Source organism: Legionella beliardensis (assembly GCF_900452395.1).
Lineage (GTDB): Bacteria > Pseudomonadota > Gammaproteobacteria > Legionellales > Legionellaceae > Legionella_C > Legionella_C beliardensis.
Map to the genome: position 1 here is coordinate 2,750,842 of NZ_UGNV01000001.1, position 21,659 is coordinate 2,772,500.

The following is a 21,659-nucleotide window of genomic DNA, read 5'->3' on the forward strand; positions in this document are numbered from 1 at the left end:
TTAAGCATTTTACATTGAAGTAAGGTATTAAAAATGGTAAAAAAAATAAAAATCCTTTTGCTCTGTACGGGCGCTCTATTTGGTACAAGTTCTTTTGCAACTAATTTTGAATTATCAAAAGGCATAACAAAAGAATATGATTTACCTCCTAGCCAAGCACAAAAACTTTCAAACTATTTCCCATGGACTGTCACTGCAACTTGCAAAGTAAGAACTGAGAAAAATGCTCAAAGCACCATTCATATTGATGCTTTGCAGAAACAGTTTATCGTTAATGGCCATATTCTTGCTGAGGGCGATTCACTCACATTAGTCGTTTCTCCTAATGAAAGAATAGAAATTGAAGCAGACGCTCATGCAGAAGCTTACCTCACTAACCATAGCGAACAATTAGTTAATTTAATTTGTCATACAAAATAATTAAAATAATTAACTGTGTTGGGTCACTTTGACCCAACAAACTTAAATTTCTTTCAATTATTCCTTAATTCTTACAAGAATAAGCCGGGTAAGCCTGAATAATAGATTTATAAATATCCAAAGTAAGTGCCTTGATAGCATCACCCATAGGAGAATTTGGCTCTCCCTCACCTGCTTTATTATTTAACGCAACAGTAACTACAATATTATTACAGGGGCTAAAAAGATACATAACTCGGTAGCCTAGCGTACTACCTTTATAACTCCAATAACGATTTTCTGTCTGCTTATCATACATATAAACCACACCTAATCCGAAGCCATCTGTTTCATCTTTACTTACTGTGGGAATTGCTTGCCCAGTTTTTGTAGATATTACTGTGGTTAACTCATCCAAAGCAGCTTTACGATGAGCATTATCAAAAAGTTCGCCATGAAATAATATTTGCACCCAGCGGACAACATCCACGGTATCTGAAATAATAGCACCTGCAGCACCTGCCCAAGATAGATTATTACCAGTTATATCTACTCGTTTCTTTTTATCTTGATCATAAAAATAACCATGGGCCATTCGTGGCATAAGTTTTTTATATATTGCTGCGCCATCTTGGCCAGCTGGATAAAAAGAATTTTTTAATTGGAAAGGTTCAAAAATACGAGCTTTTAATACGTCTGCAAAAGGCTTTCCAGTGACTTTTTCAATGATTAAACTGATCAAAATATAGTTTGAATTCGAATAATGGAAATGATTTTTTTGTTGCTCTTTTATAGGCTTCTCAGGAAAAGCCCACTTTAGAAGTTCCTCATTTGTCCAATCAACATTGAAATTAGCCTTCTCAAGCGCTTTGTAAAAATTTTCATTCTCTGAGTAATTGGGAATACCGCTCGTCATGTTTAATAACTGTTTAATGGTTACATCTTTCCAATTTTCATATTGCGGCAGCCATTTGCCCAATGCATCATTAATTGATAATTTACCTTCAGCCTCTAACTGTAAAATAATTGCTGCTGCAAAGGATTTAGTAATGCTGCCTATTTCAAAAAGATTATCTTTAGATAGCGGTGCGGTATAAGGGGGCCAACCAATTTTACCAACAAAGTAGCTTTTAGTATTCCCTTGTAAGCTACCTTTATCGTTAGGAACAAACACCGACGCTGCAATACCTGTAATCTGTTCATTTTTTCCAGCTGTTACTAAATAGTGATTAATGATTTGTAAAACAGCTGGCTCATTCTTCTTGACTGACAAATTAGACGTTTCAGCAGAATGACTGATTAAAATAAATGAAGCAAGGCCGATGGTACAAAGCTTTCTTTTCATACTTTTTTCCTTAAAATGAACACCTACTAACCCGCAGCGCTATACTGATTTTATACACCATTTATCCTAGACTGGATTTATTAGAATAACCAATAGTATTTTTAAGAAAATTAAGTCACTATGAAAATAACTTAAGACGTCTAATTTAATGAGCCTCACTTCGGAGTCTTTATGTTTCACGAAACTGGGGTTTAATGAATCATATTTGCATTTATAAATTAAGAAAGGATTCTATTATGAGTATGAGTTTTGAACCAAGACACATTAATGCAACACTAAGCGATCTAGAAGGTAACAACGGCTTAGGGCGCTATCTATTCCTAACAGGTTCAGATGAAAGAGCCAGGCAGTTTAGTGAGCGATTTAATCATGTCACGGTACGCACTCACCCAAGACAACATAACTTATATTTAGGAACATTAACCAATTCACATGGGAATATTGATGTTGGCGCCATATCGACTGGTATAGGCGGGCCAAGTGCCGATATTATTATCAATGAGCTAATCAATTTAGGTGCTCGTAGATTATTAAGGGTAGGCACTGCGGGCTCTCTACAACCTGAGGAAGTTAAAGTAGGTGATCTTGTCATTGCAACTAGCGCTGTTAGAGATGATAAAGCGTCCTGGGATTATATTTATCCTGAGTACCCCGCTGTTGCGTCACTCGAATATTTAATTGCTGCAGGGCGGGCAACTAAAAACATACAACAAAGCAAGGTACATTTTGGTATTGTTCATTCCAAGAGTTCTTTATATGCGCGTGAATTTAATTATTCATTAAGAAATGATAATGAGCATTATATGAATAGCTTACGCCTAGCTGGTGTCATTGCTTCAGAAATGGAATGCGCGCAATTATTCATTTTAACTTCAATGAATACAAAATTAAAAAATCATTCAGCTCCTGTTTTAAGCGGCTGTATCTTAGCAATCGTTGGTGATATCACTGCCTTTTCAGATGAACATGTACGGGTTACAGAAACCATTAATGCAGCAATTGAGTTAAGTATTCTAACAACAAAAGAATTATTTTTAATTGATCAGCAAATAAAGCCTTTATTTGATGTGTAAATTAATTGCAACCCCAATTCGGAATATTTAGCCGTGTTTGCTTATCTTTAAGGCCTTTGCCAAACATGCTATACACATCCATGCCCTTCATCGGTTTAGAAAAGGCCTAAAGACAAGCAAACACTAGTTTCGTGAAATATAAAAACTCCGAAGTGGGGTTAACTGAAATAAGAGATAGGCGTATGGCATAAAAATACCGATTATTTTTTATGCCACACGCATGCTTCTAAGCTTCTTTAACGTCAATAATCTTAATAGGCTCATTAGGAACATCTGAGTGCCCTAAACGATTTCCAGTTTGAACTTTCGCAATGTCATCAACGACATCCATGCCTTCAATCACTTCACCAAAAACACAATAACCAAAACCATGCGCATCCTCACGCTGAAAATTTAGAAAACTATTATCAACTAAATTAATAAAAAATTGTACTGTCGCTGAGTGAGGATCAGAAGTCCTTGCCATGGCAATAGTACCCCGTTTATTGGGTTTGGCATGTTTAGCTTCGTTGTTAATCGGCGATTGCGTTGATTTAGTCGTCATGTCTTCGGCCAAACCACCACCTTGAATCATAAAACCAGGAATAACTCGATGAAATATGGTGTCATTGTAAAAACCAGAGCGCACATAATTAAGAAAATTTTGCACAGTATTCGGTGCAGTGTCCTGATGCAGCTCAATATGAATGTCGCCTTTTGAAGTAGAAATAATAACCATTAAAAACTCCTAACAATTAGTCGCAATTAAATCGCGCATCTTAACACAAACATTATGCATTACATGAATGTTATGAATACTAGCTAACGCTGTAAAAAGATTTGTTTTCTGTTTAAACAAATGATGCAATGCAGCACGAGAATAATGTTTACATGTATAACAGGTACAGGTTGCCATAATAGGCGATAAATCATCAGCAAATACTGCTTTTTTAATTTGTAAGCGGTGATTATCAAATTCACTAGCAAAACGCAGCCAATTATTTTCTTTAATAATTTCACCACAGTAAAGTGCGCCATGTCGAGCATTGCGGGTTGGTGCAACACAATCAAACATATCGATACCTTCTGCTACGACATCCAATAAGTCTTGTGGTGACATACCAACACCCATTGTGTAGCGTGGTTTATTAGTTGGTAGAAATTCTCTAATCCAATGTATAATTTCTACCGTCTTCTTCATATCAAAACCGATGGTTTCACCACCAATGGCAATACCATCGAGATTCATAGACACAATATATTGAGCACTTTCACGACGTAAGTCTCGATGTATGCCACCTTGCACTATGCCAAACAAAGCCTGTGGAAAACCATATATCGAGTGAGGATGTTCCTGATGGTAATGAATTGATTGTTTAAGCCAACGATGCGTCCTTACCATAATACGCTCTACCTCTTCACGCGAACAATCATCTGGGGTGCATTGATCAAAAGCCATGATAATATCTGCCCCAATGATTTTTTGAGTGGCTAGCGACATTTCCGGCGTCATATGAATGATGCGATTGGTATCTGGTAATTTAAAATGTGCGCCCTCTTCATCAATGATACAAATTTCTTTGTTCTTAGATAGGCTAAATACTTGAAACCCACCACTGTCGGTTAACATAGGCCCCTGCCAACCCATAAATGGATGCATACCTCCTGCCTGCCTTATAATCTCCATGCCAGGAGCGCATAGCATATGGTAGGTATTGCCTCCTAAAATAATTTGACTGCCAGCAGCAATTAACTCTGCTGACGTCATATTATTTACCCCAGCACGCGTACCTACAGGCATAAAAGCCGGTGTGATAAAATCGCCATGCGCCGTACTTACTTTGGTGACACGTGCATGGGTATATTTGTGTTTATAAATTACTTGGCAGGCAAAATTTGTCATGAATAAAAACCAATAAAACTATATCAATCGAGAACAACTACTTCATAGCGTTCATGAGATCGCTTCAAACGGACTCTTTTACACGATGTGCCCTACTAGCAGGTTAGGTAAGCGGTCTATGCGCTTTTGTATTGATGTAAATAAAAACAGCGGCACTCATCATACCGATGAAATACAAAGCAGCCCATGCCGGCATTGATAACCCTAAAAATTGCCAAGATACTTCAGCACAATCGGCAGCGCCCCATAATAAAGCATGAAAGATATCGCGCCAAGGAAAATATTGTAATAATACTTCAAGCCCAGGCAAACAAGCAGGTATTTGATCATGAGGAAGCGCTTGTAACCAAAGCTGGCGGCCAGCAAAATATAAACCAGCTAGAGCGATAATAATTTGTAACCCAGCCATACCACGCTGCATGCGTTCTCTACTAGCAAATAGGGCGATAAAACAGACTATTACTTCAAGAATAACGCAAAGCCGCTGCATCAAACATAAGGGACAAGGCTGCAAATCTTTTATGTATTGAAAATATAAAGAAGCCAGCAATACACATAAACTCATTATGAGCAAAACGAGTTGCCAATATCGATAATTATAACTAGTCATGATTTAGGTAACATATATTGTATAGCAGTTTTAATATCCTCTTCACTACATTCAGCACATGTCCCTTTGGGCGGCATAGCATTGAGACCTTTGATTGCGGAAGCAGTTAAGCCTTCTATTTTTTTCGCCATACGTGGCTTCCAGTCAGCTGCCTGGCGAAATTTAGGTGCGCCAGCTAAACCATTTTGGTGGCAACTTGAGCAATATCTCTCATAAATTGCTTGCCCTGGTTCTTCTTTTGCTGCAACTTGCGCTGTAGGTTCAGTCACTTTTTTTTGCTCAGTAGCAGGTGTGGCATCTTCTATTTTTACCTGCCCAACTGGTTTTATACGTTCTATAATTTGTTCACGATCAAAATCACTCACTTGATCAGCAAAGCACCCATTGATAGAAACAAATAAAAGTAATAGAGCTACGCGCATGTGAATCCTTAATAATCAATTATAAAATAATAACCACAACCATTAATGATTTCCAGTTAAACGAAACTCTTATTTTCTAATTGCAAGGCCTATGCTACTAAATCACTAATTATAATCACATGGCAAATTAATTAAATTAGCATGTTTTAGTGTATACTAAGCTAGCACTGTAGGCACATTTTAGATGAATATGAATAATAGTACAGACACCCTTGTTTTAATTGCAGCGCCAGAAATATTAGCTATTCCGATTCAAGAAAATCATGAAGAGTTGATTGATATCAAAAACAGCAGTGATATTTTAATCGGGCCTTCACCAGAAATTCCTAATAACACAGATTATACCAAAATGAGGAAAGCAGTTTATCAACGCTTATTATTAGCTCAAACGTTATTGCCTCAAGGTTTATATTTTTGCTTGTACGAAGGCTATCGTAGTTTAACATTACAGAAAATGTTATTTGACGCACGCTATAACAATGTTTCTAGGCAACATCCTAATTGGTCTCATGAGCAAATCTTTAATGAAACCATGAAACTTGTTTCTCCAGTTATTAATCTTGATGGCAGTACCAATATACCCCCTCATACAACAGGGGCAGCCATTGATGTTTACTTAGTAAATGAGCAAGGGCAGGCGCTAGATATGGGAATTCACCCTAAAGATTGGGTAGAAGATATCGACGCATTGTATTCTCCAACCCAATGCTCTGCAATTTCTAAAACAGCTCAAGTAAATCGTAACTTAATGAGTAGTGTCTTACAGGAAGTTGGTTTTGTTAATTATCCTACCGAGTATTGGCATTGGTCTTATGGCGATCGTTACTGGGCTTATGTTGCCAAACAACCGTATGCTATTTATGATTGCGTAAAATAATCTAGACTGAAGCATGTTCATTGTTTGATCTGGATTGCTTCGCTTCGCTTGCAAAGACGAAGAAGGCTCGTGTGTTAGCAAGTAGATACTGTCTTTAAAAGCAAGCAAAATTTCATTAAAAGTTTTTTTAAGACAGCATCAACTAACTTTACCTACCCCAGTCGAAATACCGTGGCGTGTCTACGGTATCCATACCTGTCAGTGCCACTTCACTGGCTACCGCAGACACGCCGCGGTAATTCGGTTGTGATTTATTTCATATAAACAAACTTAGCCTAGGTGAAACAAAGTAAAGCCCAGTCTTAGTCCTTCGGATCTGCACTCAGGCTACATTTTTGCTTATCCATGCAACAATGCCCTCCCGTTTTATGATGACAAAAGTAGTAGCTCTTCTGCATCAATTTCTTCTAGATGATGATGATAAGATAAGAGTTCTTCTTTATTAATATCAAGTAATAGTTCGTCACTATACGAATACCAATAGGTGTTATTAGCAGTTAATTGATTTGCTGGCAGCAGGCTTGTTAGCCAATCCTGATTTGATGAGTCTGCAAGCTGAGTAACCGCTGGAATTTTCTCACCCTTACTTAACTGGTTAATTAATTCATTACTAGCACCATATCGACGAGCTAGCTCTAGATAAACCATACGCTCCTCATCACTTTTAACGATTAAAAAACTAATTTGAGCATCTTGATCTAACAGTAAAAAACTACCTGTATTGTCAGTTAAATAAAATTCTACAATGCCTTTTTCATCACATAATTGTTTAAAAAAAGTTATGAATTTCTTATCTTGTAGACAAGCAGGGGGAGTTAAAGATAGCTCATGAAATATTGATTTGGCCATGCCTTGAAAATATTGTCGCTGTAATTCATTAATGCTGTGTGTAATTAAATCCGCAACATTTGGATCTTTTTTCGGAATATAGCAATCAATTAAACCTGCATTAAACGCAGCCCTTGCTGCTTGCTCGTCTGATTTGCTCGTAAGAAGAATTTTTTTAATTGGCGTATGGCTGATCTTATGACAAAACTCTAAACCATCTATCTCCGACATCGCATAATCAACTACAATGACAGAAATCTCACTAAAGCGATGGGGATTATAGATTTCTGAATGGAGTAACGTGTTAACTTGTTGCCTTGTTGTGTATTTTTTTAAATCAGTAAATTTATCAAGGCAACGTTGGCTAAAGGTAGCAAGTTCACAATGCTTTTTATGAATGTGGTCTAGCGCATTGAAAGGGGAATCAAAAACCCGATAAGCTAGCCACTCATCTAATTGCAAAACAAAGTTAAGTAAAAAATTTCGGCTATCATCAATAAATAAAACCGTACTAGGAAAATAACAGGCTGGTATTAAAGAATGTTGCATAGCTCCTCCTGAGCAAAAGCGTTCTAAACTGCATTTAAATTACATCCTGTAATTTTATAAAGTAAATTTAATATGCCATTTACCACTCAACATATTAACTTTAACAGTCTGTCTATAAAAATATCACAAGCTGCTGATATTTCAAATGAGATTAAATTTATTTTCAACAGTGATCCCATAAAATAAGAATTTGATTTAATCCTTCCCTACTTTCAAGCCATCACTCCTTAAAAATGCTATAATCTGCAATTTTCTTAATATTTAAAAATCTATGACTAAAAGATTGTTACGTATTGCAACACGTAAAAGCCCTCTTGCTCTTTGGCAGGCTAATTTTATTGGTAATTTAATTAAATCTTACTACCCGGACATAACAATTGAGCTATTGCCTATGATTACCTCTGGAGATAAGTTTAATAAGGATAAATTACAAGCATTAGGGGGAAAAGGCCTATTTGTTAAAGAATTGGAAGAAGCTTTATTAGAAAAACGAGCTGATTTGGCTGTTCACTCGATGAAGGATGTTCCGGCTGAATTACCTAATGGTTTAGAGCTAGTAGCTATTTGTAGGCGTGAAAATCCTTTTGATGTATTTATTAGTCGGACTGGTTGCGCTTTAACTGCTTTACCTACGGGCAGTATTATTGGCACGGCAAGCCTTAGAAGGCAATCGCAACTGTTAGCATTTCGTTCAGATTTAATTATTAAATCCTTGCGCGGTAATGTTAATACACGTTTAGGTAAATTACATCAAGGAGAATACGATGGCATCATTTTGGCAGCAGCAGGTTTAATTCGTATGGATATGAACCATGTCATAACAGAAGTTTTAGATGATTCATTAATGCTACCTGCATGTGGGCAAGGTGCATTAGGAATTGAAACACGCGCTGATGACCAAGAATTAAAAACAATCTTAATTCCCTTAAATGATTCGCTTACCGCGACCTGTGTTCATACAGAGCGTTATGTTAATGCCTTACTAGGGGGCAATTGTCATGTGCCACTTGCGGTTTTTTGTACCAAGAAAAAAGAAAATACCTTACTCTTACGAGCTAACGTATTAACTGTGGATGGTAAAACTAACATTTATGAGGAAAAAGAAGGGCCAATATCAACAGCATTAAACTTAGCAAAACAGGTTGTTGACAATCTATTAGCGAAAGGCGCTGGCGAATTGCTTGCTACATCATGACTACTTACACGAACAATATATCTTTAACAGGCTTACGTGTCTTAAACACAAGACCTGCTGAGCAAGGGCGTCTTTTAAGTAATGCAATAACACATGCTGGCGGTATAGCACTTGCTTGCCCTGCTTTGGCTATTGCTCCTACAAAACCAGATTGGTTTAATTTATTACCAAGTTTAGATTCTGTTAAACAGGCAATTTTTACTAGTGCTAACGCTGTTACTTACGCTTTTAACATCTTTAAACATAACAACTTACTTTGGCCTCTGCACATTCAAGTTACCGCAGTCGGCAAAAGTACAGCACGTCAGCTGGCGCAATATGGAATAACAGTTACAAACGTCCCTACTCAGGCTGATAGTGAGCATTTATTAGCCTTACCTTCATTACAACACGTTAAACAAGAGCTCATTCTTTTATTTAAAGGAGAAGGCGGGCGTTTATTAATACCTAGCGTGTTAGCAGCGCGAGGCGCAGAACTTATTGAACTATGTGTCTACCAACGTATAAAGCCTCAAATTAATCACGAGCAATTACAAGCATGGTGGCATAATAAGGCAGTGGATATTATACTGTTTACAAGTTATGAAGCGATGCAAAATATTTTTACGATGTTTGGTGAATCTGCCCATTCTTGGTTACGAAATTTACCTTGTTTAGTCATTAGCCAGCGCTTGGCAGACGCTGCATCATCATTAGGTATGCAGAAAATTATACGCTGTAGTCCAGAAACCATATTAGATACACTCGACCAATTCAACAAAGGATTTACTCATGAATAATAATGAGGAAAAAATAAATGAAACAACTACTACCACGAAAGAACCTTTAATTGAAGCCAGCACGCCCGCAGAAATAAGAGATGATAGCAAAAAACCTCGTGTTAAAAATTGGTGGCATATTGGCTTATTAATTTTAGTATTTCTTTCCCTTTTATTAGCGGCGTTTGCTTTTTATCAAAACTGGCACTTAAAAGAAGCACAGAAACGACAACAAAAATACCTTAACCATCAAATTACCGCCTTAAAAAAACAATTAAACAAGGCATCGACAACGGTTAGCACGAGCGCTACAAAGCTAAAAGGTATACAAGCTAACTTAAATAACAGACTTAGTCGCCTAGATAACAATTTACAATCTGCCTTGAAACAACGTTTTTTTCAGAATCAGGATTGGTTACTTCTTAAAGCGCGTTACTACTTAGAGCTTGTTCAATTAAATGCGCATTGGGGCGACGATCAGCGAATCACTACAGCTTTATTGCAACAAGCCGATGAGATTTTACAAGAAGTACCGGAGCAACAATTATTTCCAGTAAGGCAAGCAATCGCTCAGGAAATAACCAAATTAAATGCCCTACCTAAGGTTGATGTAGCGGGCCTATTAAGTCAATTAGATGCGGCCCAAGCACTCGTATTACAATTACCATTGCAGCAAAATTTAATCAATGATCAGTTGACTACGCCAACGCCTACGACGACTTCTTCAGGTTGGAAAGGAAAGTTAGACAATAGTTTAAGTTATTTAAAGAAATTAGTGATTGTCCGTCGACATGAAGGTGATGCACAACCCCTGTATTCTCCTCTTCATCAAGCGCTCCTGCGTGAAACAATTCGTATGAATCTGCAAGAGGCACAATGGGCTATTTTGCAAAAAAATACGCAAGTTTATAAGCAAGCTTTAACGCAAGCCATTACAGCCATCAAAAATACCTTCGACAATCAAGCTGTTAATACTCAAGCGCTGCTTAAGCAATTACAGGAGTTACAGCAGCAAAGATTAGTTTATCCACGGCCTGTAGTTGATGAGCCCTTAGTTTTGCTTAATCAATACATTGCCTCAAGAACCAAACCGCACATTCCTGCTGCACCAACCTCAGCGACAGGAGATAAATCATGATTGTGCGTATTTTATCTATTTTTATTGTCCTTTTATTAGCAATGTGGCTAGGTATCCAGCTTAGCCATGATCCAGGTTATTTGTTAATAGCAATCAACCATTGGACAATTGAGACCACACTCGGTGTAGCTATTATAGGGCTACTGCTTAGCTTTATCTTATTGCATTTGCTATTACTTTTGTTAAATCGACTCGCTCATTTCCCTGAAAAATATCAGCATTGGAAAATAAAACGCCGCGCACAAAAAGCGCAAGCCAAAACCCGGCAAGGATTAATCGAGTTTAGCGAAGGTTATTGGCAATCAGCTAAAAATCATTTAATTAAAGCGCTCCCTGATACCGACGCCCCCTTACTTAATTACTTAACTGCTGCACGTGCAGCCCAAGAATTAGGTGATTATCAACTACGCGATAGATATTTACGTGAAGCGCAACAATCAATGCCTGAAGCTAAGGTGGCCGTTGAGTTAACTCAAGCGCAACTACAGCTAGCTAATCAACAATGGGAACAAGCCTTAGCAACTTTAAGACACTTACAAAGCCTAACTCCGCATCATCCCTACGTATTAAAATTGCTCATGTATCTTTATAAAGAAGTTCGGGATTGGCCGCAACTTATTAATCTTTTGCCGGAATTAAAACGTAATCAAATTGTTACAGCTGAAACATTTGAGCGTTTAAGACGATATACCTACCTGCAAGCGATGTCAGATTTAATAAAATTTTCTCAGACAAACGCACTTGATGAGTTAGTTAATCAATTACCTAAACCTTTAAAACATGACCCTGAATTGATGGCGTGTTATTGTCAATATTTATTACAAAATAACCAAAATGAATTAGCTGAATCAATTTTAAGACGTTGTCTGCGAAGACAATATCATGACGAATTAATAACGCTATACGGTCAATTTTATATTGATGAAAAGCAGTTACAATTTGCAGAAACGCTATTAAAAAAATACCCTAACTCCCCTGCGCTTTATTTGTGTTTAGGCCGTCTTAGTGCTGCCAATCATTTGTGGGGAAAAGCGAAAACTTATATCGAAAACAGTTTAACATTAGCGCCAAGCCCAGAAGCTTATATTGAAATAGGCAAATTGTACGAACGATTAGGGGAACAAACACAAGCATGTCAAGCATATCGTGAAGGCTTGAATTTAGCGCAAAAAAATAAGGACGAACTAGTTAATTATGATCATGATCTTTTTAAATTACCGTCAGTTTTATAGTAATAGATAAATCACTATAATATGACTATTTCCGAGCGCTATTACCATTCTAGATTGCTGCACCTTCTGGTGAAGGTTCGCAATAACAATGGAAATTAGGAAGTACTAAAATTACTCGTTTTGCGGACAGACATTGTTGCGTGGATAAATTAACGTAGCTTAGGTGCAGGCCCAAAGGACTGGAACCCGGGTTTCACTGCGTTTCACCCAGGCTACAATTAGTATTAACACGTTAAATTTAGAGGATAAATACTTTTATAGAAAAGCCTATTGATGCAAGCCTTTAGACGTACATGCATCTTCACAAAAAGCTAAATCTTGCTCTACTTGAACTGTTGCATGATGAATATTATGTTTGTCTTTAAGCAGTTGTATTAACTGCTGCCGTGCGCTATCACTTAAAGGTTTCTGCGGCATATACAGGTGAACAGATAATGCATTTTCTTGGGTACTTAAGGCCCAGATATGAAGATCATGAACTTGCTCAACACCCTCTTGTGCCTTTAATAATTCTAATACCGCAAGCCAAGAGATATTTCTTGGCACACCATCAATAATTAGTCTAAAGCTATCCGTGAAAAGAGACCAAGTGCCTTTAATAATTATTAAAGCAATGAGTAAACCCACGACTGGATCAATCCATAGCCAATTTGTTAAATATAAAATAGCGGCTGAAATCACAACGCCAACTGAAATTAACGCATCATAGAGTAAATGCAAAAAAGCCGCACGGATATTTAAATCTGCTGAGCCACGTAAAAATAAGACAGCAGTTGAACCATTAATTAAAATACCAATAGCCGCAACAATCATCACTGAAACAGCGTGAACTTCTGACGGGGAAAAGAGCTTATACATAGCTTCTGTGGCAATAATACCACAGGTAAACACGAGCATAATGCCATTTGCTAAGGCCGCTAAAATGGATGTTTTTTTCATCCCATAGGTAGTATTTTCTGTCGGTAATTTTTGCAATAAACCATTAGCTATCCAAGCAAATACTAAACCTAAAACGTCCCCTAGATTATGCACAGCATCAGCAAGTAAGCTGGTGGAGTTAGCAATAAAAGCGAAAACGATTTGAAAAACTACAAAAATACCATTAGCACTAATGGCAATTAGAAAAGCGCGATTAAATGCCACAGCACCATGACTATGGGCATGATGATGGTTATGATCGGAATGATGTTCATGATGTTTACCCATAACTGGCGCTCCTAAGCATTTAGTTAGCTCTCTTCTTTGCCATAATAATTGACCCCAATTTTAACGCGCTCTCGCTCATTTTTTTTACGCCAACTATTGGTATCACGTAATGAATACACACAACCACAATATTCTTGTTTGTAAAAATTTTCTCGCTTGGCAATTTCATACATTCTGGCAGCGCCATCATTTTTTCGCCAATTATAAGTCCAATATATCAGGTCGGGATAACGACTCGCAGCTTTTGTGCCTGACTCATTAATTTGATTCATGTCTTTCCAGCGGGAAATTCCTAATGAACTACTAATGATTGGAAACCCATGCTCATAGGCATAAAGTGCGGTTCGCTCAAAACGCATATCAAAGCAAGCACTACAACGTTTGCCTCGCTCAGGCTCCCATTCTAAGCCCTTGACACGCGTAAACCAGTTATCCTTATCATAGTCTGCGTCAATAAATGGAATAGCATGCTTTTTAGCAAAAGCAATATTCTCTTGCTTTCTAATTTCATACTCTTGTACAGGATGAATATTAGGATTATAGAAAAAAATAGAAAAATTAATCTTAGAAAAGATTAACGCCTCCATCACTTCCCCTGAACATGGCGCACAACAGGAATGCAATAATAATTTGTCTGCACCATTAGGAAGTACTAACTGTTCACGATTGGTCATGACTACTACTCGGTAAATTAATAAAATGTTGTCGATAATACACTAATTCTGCAATTGAATCTTTTATGTCATCAAGTGCCAAATGCTTTGATTCTTTGGTGGCGCCATCAATTAATTTAGGCTGCCAGCGCTTTACCAATTCTTTCAACGTACTTACATCTAAGTTACGGTAATGAAAGAAGGCTGCTAACTCAGGCATATATTTATATAAAAACCGTCTATCTTGACAAATACTATTACCACACATTGGCGACTTGCCTCTATCAATATATTGTTTTAAAAATTCAATTGTTTGCTGCTCTGCTTGTGCCTCAGTGATCGTTGATTCAAGTACGCGCTTAACTAAACCCGATTGATTATGCTGCCTGGTATTCCATTCATCCATATTATTTATGAGATCTTCTGACTGATAAATAGCAATAACAGGCCCTTCTGCCAAGATATTTAAATGGAGATCGGTCACTACCGTCGCTATCTCAATAATCCTATCTCTTTCAGGCTCAAGGCCTGTCATTTCTAAATCGAGCCAAATTAAATTGTTATTATTTTTCATTATTTATTTCCAAGATTGTATAATTAATTCAACGCATGCTACTCGACGCTTATGTAACTCTTCTTTAATCGCCAAACCCTGATACCCCTCAGCAATTATATGTTGTACAGATATTTTTAAGCATTCATCTAATATATATAGCCACTTTTCTTGCTGCGGATAATCTATTAGTTTACCACGACCTTGTAAGTCAGCTTTACAGACAAGCAAAAGCTGCCTAAATAGGTGCGATCTACGAAAGGCATCCGTTTGCTCAAGTACTTTAACAATTGTTTTAGCACGCAATTCAGATAAACGATGAATCATTAAATGGTATTGTGAGGCCATCATTGCTAATGCTCGATACTCTGTTGGAATACGTAAGCGTTGACATAACGCCTTAATCACTTGTACGCCTTTTTCTTCATGACCATGATGGCTTGGCCATTTATGCATAGGGCTTAATCCTTTACCTAAATCATGCAAAAGAGCGGCAAAGCGGACAATTGGATCCTCTGATGCAAGGGCCGCTGCTTGAAGAACCATTAATGTATGAATGCCACTGTCAATTTCAGGATGGTATTTTGGTGGATTAGGAACACCAAATAAGCAGTCAAATTCAGGTAAGATTACTGCTAACGCATCACATTGACGCAGTATTTTAATAAATACCTCTGGATTTCTTTCTGTCAAGCTACGTTGCCACTCTTGCCAAACTCGTTCCGGTACTAAATAATCGAGCTCGCCTTTTTTTACCATTTTATACATTAATAAACGTGTTTCTTCCGCTAATTGAAACCCTAAATGATGGTAACGTGCTGCAAACCGTGCCACACGTAAAACACGTACTGGATCTTCTATAAATGCTTCTGAGACATGTCGCAGTTTTTTAGCTTTGATATCTTTTACACCTTCAAAGGGGTCAATAATATTACCTTTATCATCCATGGCTATTGCATTGATTGTTAAGTCTCTGCGACTTAAATCTTCTTCTAACGTCACATGCTCATCAAAATTACAAGTAAACCCATAATAGCCGGGTGAGATTTTTTTTTCTTGGCGGGCTAGTGCATACTCTTCACGCGTGATTGGATGTAAAAATACTGGAAAATCGCGGCCAACTTGCTGAAAACCTTGCTCTTTCATTAAAGAAGGTGTAGCGCCTACAACTACCCAATCCCGTTCTTTCACAGCATAATTAAGTAATTGATCTCGAACAGCACCACCCACTAAATAAGTTTTCATTCATAACCTTGTTAACAAATGTATTGCTATCACATTAAATTAGCTTATCTTAACTTGTACTTTATAGTAATTTGGCATCATACTGTACAAATTCTAAAATTTAAATTGCAACCATTCTTTGAAAATGTTTGCAATTATAGACTATTTTTTAATCATGAGTAAAAGAAGGCTTAATAAACAACAAACTGCTCGTATTCAAAAAATACAAGCAGGTTTTCAGCAGGGCAATAACTCCTCCGATTATGAGGACGGCCTCGTTATTTCTCGATTTAGCCGCCATGCTGAAATCGAAGATACACAAGGTAATCGCATTCATTGTTCAATCCGCCCTAACATTGATTCATTAGTAGCAGGCGACAACGTTGTTTGGCAATCAACAGGCTTGGGCCAAGGTGTAGTTGTCAGTTGCTATCCACGTAAAACGGTATTAATCCGTACCGATAAACGTGAGGAAAATAAGCCCATTGCTGCTAACATTACCCAAATTTTTATCGTGGTGGCACCAAAACCTGCTATCAGCTGGACTTTACTTGATAGCTATTTAGTGATGGCTGAAATTTTGCAGCTAAAAGCACAAATTATCTTAAATAAGATAGATTTACCCTGTTTAGATGTACAAGAGGAGTTAATACATTGCTACAAGCCTTTAGGCTATGGCCTTTTATTCATCTCAAAAGAAAATTCACAAAGCTATTTGCCCCTACAGCAAGCCTTCCAAGGCCAGGTTAGTGTTTTTGTAGGTCAGTCGGGCGTGGGTAAATCTTCTTTAATAGAACGTATATTACCGCATGAAAAAATTCAAGTTGCAGCAATTTCAGAATTGTCTGAGCTAGGTTGCCATACAACAAGTAATTCTCGTTTTTATCATCTACCAGGGGGAGGAGCTTTAATTGACTCTCCGGGGGTACGTGATTTTTGCTTAAGCAATATTTCTTCTAGTGAGGCTATTTATGGCTTTCGTGAACTTAGAGACTTCGCATCAAAATGTAAATTTCGTAATTGTAATCATCGCGATAATCCTGGCTGTGCTTTAATAGCAGCAGTTAACCAGGGGCTCGTGTCATCCAGGCGCTACGATAATTTCATTAAAATTACATTGCAGCTGGCAGAGCAGAACTACTAAAATAAAATTCGTCATTGTCTTGGCTATTTTCAAGGAAGGGGATATTTGCTGTAAATTTATTAAAATACTTAGGCAACATACTTATTTCATAATTTACTAACGTAGTTTTAGCAATTTTTTCTAAAATAGTAGGCAGTTGATACCACTCTTGTTCACTTAAATGAAATGCTTCTAATTCTTGTTGAAGGCGTTTGACTACTTCTTGATAAAGATTACTGTTTACAGAGGTATCTTTAAATAATACAAAACTTTTAGAAGGGCGAGCTATCTGGGATGCTACCCGATGAATTAAAAATTCACTGATAATTTTTACTAACGTAGCTGGCGGAATAGGCTCAACTTTTAATCTTAATTGCCCTAAAATCTCCTCACCCTCTTCTTTTGAAATATCTCTCAAAAATTCAGAGAATTTAATATTAATTCTTATCCATTTTAAATAATCATTCTGCTCTTGTAGAAGTGTTAAAATAATTTCTTCTAAAAAAAGTTCCATCTGAGGCGTGATACGATTGTTTTTTTCTTTGTAAGACCACAAGACTGTGAGTAGCGTGTCTGGCTCAAAGCAGGTGATAGTCGCTTGTTTAAATAAAGATTCATCAATGATTTTGCCTAACCAAGCGATGGTATCTGGGTAGCGTAGTAATGCAACACGGTAGCCGTCATTAACAAAAGCAGGTTTAATAATTGATTCTAATAAAGAAGCATAAATAAATCGGGCTTGCGAAAAATTCCCTGTCATTATTGCTTTTTTTATTAATTGCATTATATCACTACCCGTTTTAGTAATTGTGTTAGCACAATCCCATAACGTTAAAGAAACGCCTGTTAAAGGAAGATATTTAAAGGTATGTGTCATAACGGATACACACAATATTAAAATTCTTTTTATTGCTTCCTCAAAGCTAATTTGATCATAATCGCTATATACTTTTTTTGCCGATTGCAATCTAAGCGCATCAACTCTAACTTTATGTTCCCATTCAACTGGAAAGCGCATAAATGGGTCGTGATCAAGAACAAATTTTAAAAAATATTGCGCATTAACCACAAGGCATTCACCTTTATCTAACACCTGCTCTAATACTTCTAAAAATGTAACCTTTCTACCTTCAAATAAAATACTCTGATTTAAAAGCCGCACTCGCTCTTCTTCTGGCAGGCCATTTAAGTATTTTAAAAAATCTCTATAGCTATTTTCAGCACATTGTAATTGCGGCGCTGTAATATCATTACCTAAATATAGCCCTTCCGGATACAAAGTACCTTCTACTAATTTTTTTACTTCCATTACTGTCTTTCGACTCACTGGCACATCATGCCTTTCTTCTTCAGCTGCATTAAAGTAATGAACAAACTGTGGTAAAGAATGTTTTATACGTTCTTTTTCTACAGCCGTAAATGGCTTTACAATTGTATGATTACAATTGTAAAACGTTCTACGGTACTTAAAATTGTTTACACAATTTGGCAAGAATACCAGCTCGTCCCCTTGTTCTGAAAGAATATAATGTGTTAATGGATAAACAGTAAGCTTTTCTCTAGTTATAAAATCCACCTCATGCGTTAAAGAAGGTATGAGTAATTTATAATAACTAGCCGGGGTTAAATCAATAAGACCTGCTCCCTCTAAATATTGCGCTAATGCAATCCAAGATTTATTTGGGCCTTCTACTAAACGGGTATAATCAAGTGAGGTATCTATAATTTCTAGCCATCGTGAGGCAAAAAGTTCCGAAATTTCTTTAATGAGCTCATGATCTATCTGCTCCAAACTTAACATTTTTTGCGTTAGATTTTCTATTTTCAATTTTAATAAATCAGAAGCTGAGTCTAGTGATAAGCTATTAATTAATAACCTTAGTTGAGAAATATTATAATAAGGTCCAGCTTTAAGATTTTGATAGACAGAGGCTAATTGATTATGCTTTGCAACTAAGGAATGATCAATCTCATAGATCCATTGAGCTACAATTTTAAATTTAGACGCAGCCCTCTGTGAACCCTGCAATAGCTCTATTAAAAGCTCTAAAAGATAAAATTGCTTACCTCTTAACTTAAAGATAACACTATAAAGATTATTGACATCTTCAAGTTTGCTTACTTTAAGACTATTAATAAAATCAACTAAATTACTATTTAATTCAGTTTTGTTACCTGAGTCTAACCAATGATAATACGATTCTATAAGGCTTAATAAGCTTGGCAGTAAATGCTCTGGTAATTGGCCTGAATCTTTCCAAGCTGGAGCAAACTGCCTTATTAAACAATGCCAGATAGTTGGCTCATTTTTATCATTTTGTAGATATACGTTATCCTCATTATGAATAACCTCCTGCCAGTTCATTGACAGTAGCCCTGTTAATTCCTCGAGTAAATTAGCATTAAAATTTTTTTGACTGAGAAATTTATTCTTAAATAAAACAACTTTTGCATTAAACGATGGCTGTGTATGGATAGATAAACTATTTAACAATTCTTGCAAATTGTAAAATTCAAAGTAGTACTTTGTATGTAGAGGGCGCTCTGAAAATTTCTCTTTAAGACCGCAGGGAAAATGGAGTGTATAAATCTTATCAAGTACGGTATATAATTTTTTTGCTAAATCATTAGACATTTCTAAACAATCAAGCAGAATTTGGATTAAATAAATGGTTTTTTGCTCGTATTCAAAAGATATACTATAAAAAGCATTGATATCTTCCGCTGCACACGAGTTCAAGTAATTACAAAAATCCTTGAAAGCTAGCTTAAATTTAGTGAAATCATTTGTTTCTTCACAATCAAAGAAGGCATAAATTACTTCGCACCACGCAAGCAATAACTCACTCTTAATAGAATTACTCTGCCATGCAGGAATTATCTCCTTGATAAAATTATCCCAAAAATTAGAATTTACCGCTGGCGCCGATGCAGCTTGTTGTTTATTACGAATTCGAGCCAATTCTTTAACGGTTATTAATTTACCGCCTTCAAATTTTCCATGAGCAGTAAAGGCCTGGGTTGACTGTTGCAATTTCTGCATAAGGCTAGTTACAGAATAAAGCGTTTGGTCGTCATTACCAATATATAAATCGGTGAAATCTGTTATAGAATTTAAATCTAGTTCTGGTGAAGCTGCTTGTACCCCCGGAATTAAGATGGTTGCCAAAGGTTTTTTTGTTAAACTGCTTAAAGATATGCCCAACAATACCCATTCGTCACGCTTAGTGGTTGAAAGTAGCGTATAGTCATCCTTGGTATCAATAATATTATGCCAGCGCCTTGCAAAAATAGTCTCCAGATAATTTATTTCACTTTCTGAAAGCTCTCTTTCTAAATCCAACGAAGAAAATTTTTCCTCAAATGAACGCAAAAATACTAGATCCTCAGAGTTAAGACTAGCTTCTCTTAAAGATAAACTATGAATAAATTCTTGAAGACATCGGACTGACATGCAACCTACTATCCCATAAACTGGTTGTTTCATATTACAGTAAGTTCCAATAATATAATATTTATATGTAATAACTACATCTTTTCATCATTAATAATTTAGGCTATCAACTAAACAACAAAATCATTAAGTATAAAGACGTAATTTACCAATAAATACAGTTCATTATTTAATGATCGAAACCATTATCTTGTTAATAATTTATTCAATAACTAAATGAACTTACCATTTAATTACTTAATTTTAAAGTAAAAATCAAATTTTGAGAAAATTTTTGTAAATTATACCTAAAATAATCAACTATAGGATTAAATCGCTGTTAAAGAGAGAGCTACTGTTAAGGATAAGTATGAGGAAATAGACCTAAATCATAAACCTAAAAACAAACATGTGGCTTTCAAAAACTAATATATACGCGATTGCCATTAAACCATCAGCTAATAAAGAGACACAGGTGAAGCTAAGCATCGTGTAGCCGAACACAGACAATCGTTAGACTGCACGTCGTTTAGCCCAACCTACATTCATAAGTAGCTCAGTGCCTGTGTTAAACGAGAATGTTTACTCTAAAATAAGGCCACAAATACAAGATAGCATGACATTTGACTTACTAATGCCAAAAAAAAAGCGGCTTAAAGCCGCTTTAGGAATAAAGCCCTGGCGATGACCTACTTTCACATGGGGAAGCCCCACACTATCATCGGCGTACGTCTGTTTCACTTCTGAGTTCGAGATGGATCAGGTGGTTCCAAACGGCTATGGTCGCCAGGAAAACTGGGTACCGGTTAACTTACATTTAAGTTAAGCCGGTGGGTAAAGATTAAATGGTTACAAGCGCTCACCTTAAGCACTTACAGCACTTCAGGTTATATGGTCAAGACAATCAGCCAATTAGTACAAGTTAGCTTCACACATTACTGTGCTTCCACACCTTGCCTATCAACGTCGTCGTCTTCAACGGGCTTCATGGGAAAACTCATCTTGAGGGAGGCTTCCCGCTTAGATGCTTTCAGCGGTTATCCCGTCCGAACTTAGCTACCCGGCGATGCAACTGGCGTCACAACCGGTACACCAGAGGTTCGTCCACTCCGGTCCTCTCGTACTAGGAGCAGCTCCTCTCAATTTTCCTACGCCCACG

The 21,659-nt window shown here is 36.8% G+C and carries 19 protein-coding genes and 2 rRNA genes (1 of these 21 running past the window's edge); 8 read left to right on the top strand and 13 right to left on the bottom strand.

The annotated features are described in order from the left end of the window. Positions 1-33 precede the first annotated feature (33 nt). Entirely contained in the window at positions 34-420 is a 387-nt protein-coding gene (locus DYE47_RS12140; protein WP_115303533.1) for a hypothetical protein, read from the top strand. 64 nt (positions 421-484) lie between these two features. Here the strand turns inward: DYE47_RS12140 and DYE47_RS12145 are convergent, their stop codons facing one another. Beyond that, positions 485-1,744, bottom strand: a complete 1,260-nt coding sequence (locus DYE47_RS12145) for a serine hydrolase domain-containing protein (protein ID WP_115303534.1) — start codon at positions 1,742-1,744, stop codon at positions 485-487. 236 nt (positions 1,745-1,980) lie between these two features. Here DYE47_RS12145 and DYE47_RS12150 point away from each other — a divergent pair, with 236 nt between their 5' ends. After that, entirely contained in the window at positions 1,981-2,817 is an 837-nt protein-coding gene (locus DYE47_RS12150; protein WP_115303535.1) for a nucleoside phosphorylase, read from the top strand. Positions 2,818-3,043: 226 nt separating this feature from the next. Here the strand turns inward: DYE47_RS12150 and DYE47_RS12155 are convergent, their stop codons facing one another. From DYE47_RS12155 to DYE47_RS12170, 4 genes are all read right to left on the bottom strand, one after another. After that, positions 3,044-3,535: a peptidylprolyl isomerase gene (locus DYE47_RS12155; protein ID WP_115303536.1), complete on the bottom strand. Its 492-nt coding sequence runs from the start codon at positions 3,533-3,535 to the stop codon at positions 3,044-3,046. A gap of 9 nt (positions 3,536-3,544) precedes the next feature. Further along, the gene (gene tgt / locus DYE47_RS12160; protein ID WP_115303537.1) at positions 3,545-4,699 is read right to left on the bottom strand and encodes a tRNA guanosine(34) transglycosylase Tgt; all 1,155 of its coding nucleotides are present in this window, start codon (positions 4,697-4,699) and stop codon (positions 3,545-3,547) included. A 103-nt stretch (positions 4,700-4,802) separates the two neighbouring features. After that, positions 4,803-5,309 (bottom strand): disulfide bond formation protein B, encoded by a 507-nt coding sequence (locus DYE47_RS12165; RefSeq protein ID WP_115303538.1) that lies wholly within the window; start codon positions 5,307-5,309, stop codon positions 4,803-4,805. Next, complete coding sequence (locus DYE47_RS12170; RefSeq protein WP_174224121.1) at positions 5,306-5,737, bottom strand: c-type cytochrome; 432 nt, start codon at positions 5,735-5,737, stop codon at positions 5,306-5,308. Before DYE47_RS12170 ends, DYE47_RS12165 begins: the two co-directional genes overlap by 4 nt. Positions 5,738-5,915: 178 nt before the next feature. Between DYE47_RS12170 and DYE47_RS12175 the strand changes: the two genes are divergently transcribed. Next, positions 5,916-6,608: a M15 family metallopeptidase gene (locus DYE47_RS12175; RefSeq protein ID WP_242604189.1), complete on the top strand. Its 693-nt coding sequence runs from the start codon at positions 5,916-5,918 to the stop codon at positions 6,606-6,608. Positions 6,609-6,974: 366 nt separating this feature from the next. Here DYE47_RS12175 and DYE47_RS12180 read toward each other — a convergent pair whose 3' ends face one another. After that, positions 6,975-7,985 (bottom strand): response regulator, encoded by a 1,011-nt coding sequence (locus DYE47_RS12180; RefSeq protein WP_115303540.1) that lies wholly within the window; start codon positions 7,983-7,985, stop codon positions 6,975-6,977. A gap of 271 nt (positions 7,986-8,256) precedes the next feature. Between DYE47_RS12180 and hemC the strand changes: the two genes are divergently transcribed. Genes hemC through DYE47_RS12200 form a run of 4 tightly spaced genes read left to right on the top strand, consistent with a single transcriptional unit; the run spans position 8,257 to position 12,308 of the window. After that, positions 8,257-9,180 carry a hydroxymethylbilane synthase gene (gene hemC / locus DYE47_RS12185; RefSeq protein ID WP_115303541.1) on the top strand — a complete coding sequence of 308 codons (924 nt, stop codon included), beginning with the start codon at positions 8,257-8,259 and terminating at the stop codon, positions 9,178-9,180. Beyond that, positions 9,177-9,959 (top strand): uroporphyrinogen-III synthase, encoded by a 783-nt coding sequence (locus DYE47_RS12190; protein ID WP_115303542.1) that lies wholly within the window; start codon positions 9,177-9,179, stop codon positions 9,957-9,959. The genes hemC and DYE47_RS12190 overlap by 4 nt, the downstream gene beginning before the upstream one ends. Then, entirely contained in the window at positions 9,952-11,076 is a 1,125-nt protein-coding gene (locus tag DYE47_RS12195) for a uroporphyrinogen-III C-methyltransferase (protein WP_115303543.1), read from the top strand. Before DYE47_RS12190 ends, DYE47_RS12195 begins: the two co-directional genes overlap by 8 nt. Next, on the top strand, positions 11,076-12,308 hold the full coding sequence (locus DYE47_RS12200; protein ID WP_115304086.1) for a heme biosynthesis HemY N-terminal domain-containing protein: 1,233 nt from the start codon (positions 11,076-11,078) through the stop codon (positions 12,306-12,308). The genes DYE47_RS12195 and DYE47_RS12200 overlap by 1 nt, the downstream gene beginning before the upstream one ends. A gap of 267 nt (positions 12,309-12,575) precedes the next feature. Here the strand turns inward: DYE47_RS12200 and DYE47_RS12205 are convergent, their stop codons facing one another. Genes DYE47_RS12205 through DYE47_RS12220 form a run of 4 tightly spaced genes read right to left on the bottom strand, consistent with a single transcriptional unit; the run spans position 12,576 to position 15,965 of the window. After that, on the bottom strand, positions 12,576-13,514 hold the full coding sequence (locus DYE47_RS12205) for a cation diffusion facilitator family transporter (RefSeq protein ID WP_115303544.1): 939 nt from the start codon (positions 13,512-13,514) through the stop codon (positions 12,576-12,578). A 23-nt stretch (positions 13,515-13,537) separates the two neighbouring features. Further along, positions 13,538-14,188: an epoxyqueuosine reductase QueH gene (locus DYE47_RS12210; RefSeq protein WP_115303545.1), complete on the bottom strand. Its 651-nt coding sequence runs from the start codon at positions 14,186-14,188 to the stop codon at positions 13,538-13,540. Beyond that, complete coding sequence (orn, locus tag DYE47_RS12215; protein WP_115303546.1) at positions 14,175-14,741, bottom strand: oligoribonuclease; 567 nt, start codon at positions 14,739-14,741, stop codon at positions 14,175-14,177. The genes DYE47_RS12210 and orn overlap by 14 nt, the downstream gene beginning before the upstream one ends. A 3-nt stretch (positions 14,742-14,744) precedes the next feature. After that, the gene (locus DYE47_RS12220) at positions 14,745-15,965 is read right to left on the bottom strand and encodes a multifunctional CCA addition/repair protein (RefSeq protein ID WP_115303547.1); all 1,221 of its coding nucleotides are present in this window, start codon (positions 15,963-15,965) and stop codon (positions 14,745-14,747) included. A 154-nt stretch (positions 15,966-16,119) separates the two neighbouring features. Here DYE47_RS12220 and rsgA point away from each other — a divergent pair, with 154 nt between their 5' ends. Further along, positions 16,120-17,088 (top strand): ribosome small subunit-dependent GTPase A, encoded by a 969-nt coding sequence (gene rsgA / locus DYE47_RS12225; protein WP_115304087.1) that lies wholly within the window; start codon positions 16,120-16,122, stop codon positions 17,086-17,088. Here rsgA and DYE47_RS12230 read toward each other — a convergent pair. The 3 genes from DYE47_RS12230 to DYE47_RS12240 form a co-directional block, all read right to left on the bottom strand. Next, on the bottom strand, positions 17,057-20,521 hold the full coding sequence (locus DYE47_RS12230; RefSeq protein WP_147285932.1) for a hypothetical protein: 3,465 nt from the start codon (positions 20,519-20,521) through the stop codon (positions 17,057-17,059). The two genes, rsgA and DYE47_RS12230, sit on opposite strands and share 32 nt — an antisense overlap. A gap of 655 nt (positions 20,522-21,176) precedes the next feature. Continuing rightward, a 5S ribosomal RNA gene (gene rrf, locus DYE47_RS12235) occupies positions 21,177-21,291 on the bottom strand. A 100-nt stretch (positions 21,292-21,391) separates the two neighbouring features. Then, positions 21,392-21,659, bottom strand: a 23S ribosomal RNA gene (locus DYE47_RS12240); it runs 2,629 nt beyond the window's last position.

What these genes read in the sequence shown, in the direction of transcription:
- DYE47_RS12140 (WP_115303533.1), top strand. Translation starts at nt 34, where the DNA reads ATGGTAAAAAAAATAAAAATCCTTTTGCTCTGTACGGGCGCTCTATTT.
- DYE47_RS12145 (WP_115303534.1), bottom strand. Translation starts at nt 1,744, where the DNA reads ATGAAAAGAAAGCTTTGTACCATCGGCCTTGCTTCATTTATTTTAATC.
- DYE47_RS12150 (WP_115303535.1), top strand. Translation starts at nt 1,981, where the DNA reads ATGAGTATGAGTTTTGAACCAAGACACATTAATGCAACACTAAGCGAT.
- DYE47_RS12155 (WP_115303536.1), bottom strand. Translation starts at nt 3,535, where the DNA reads ATGGTTATTATTTCTACTTCAAAAGGCGACATTCATATTGAGCTGCAT.
- tgt (WP_115303537.1), bottom strand. Translation starts at nt 4,699, where the DNA reads ATGACAAATTTTGCCTGCCAAGTAATTTATAAACACAAATATACCCAT.
- DYE47_RS12165 (WP_115303538.1), bottom strand. Translation starts at nt 5,309, where the DNA reads ATGACTAGTTATAATTATCGATATTGGCAACTCGTTTTGCTCATAATG.
- DYE47_RS12175 (WP_242604189.1), top strand. Translation starts at nt 5,916, where the DNA reads ATGAATATGAATAATAGTACAGACACCCTTGTTTTAATTGCAGCGCCA.
- DYE47_RS12180 (WP_115303540.1), bottom strand. Translation starts at nt 7,985, where the DNA reads ATGCAACATTCTTTAATACCAGCCTGTTATTTTCCTAGTACGGTTTTA.
- hemC (WP_115303541.1), top strand. Translation starts at nt 8,257, where the DNA reads ATGACTAAAAGATTGTTACGTATTGCAACACGTAAAAGCCCTCTTGCT.
- DYE47_RS12190 (WP_115303542.1), top strand. Translation starts at nt 9,177, where the DNA reads ATGACTACTTACACGAACAATATATCTTTAACAGGCTTACGTGTCTTA.
- DYE47_RS12195 (WP_115303543.1), top strand. Translation starts at nt 9,952, where the DNA reads ATGAATAATAATGAGGAAAAAATAAATGAAACAACTACTACCACGAAA.
- DYE47_RS12205 (WP_115303544.1), bottom strand. Translation starts at nt 13,514, where the DNA reads ATGGGTAAACATCATGAACATCATTCCGATCATAACCATCATCATGCC.
- DYE47_RS12210 (WP_115303545.1), bottom strand. Translation starts at nt 14,188, where the DNA reads ATGACCAATCGTGAACAGTTAGTACTTCCTAATGGTGCAGACAAATTA.
- orn (WP_115303546.1), bottom strand. Translation starts at nt 14,741, where the DNA reads ATGAAAAATAATAACAATTTAATTTGGCTCGATTTAGAAATGACAGGC.
- DYE47_RS12220 (WP_115303547.1), bottom strand. Translation starts at nt 15,965, where the DNA reads ATGAAAACTTATTTAGTGGGTGGTGCTGTTCGAGATCAATTACTTAAT.
- rsgA (WP_115304087.1), top strand. Translation starts at nt 16,120, where the DNA reads ATGAGTAAAAGAAGGCTTAATAAACAACAAACTGCTCGTATTCAAAAA.
- DYE47_RS12230 (WP_147285932.1), bottom strand. Translation starts at nt 20,521, where the DNA reads ATGTCAGTCCGATGTCTTCAAGAATTTATTCATAGTTTATCTTTAAGA.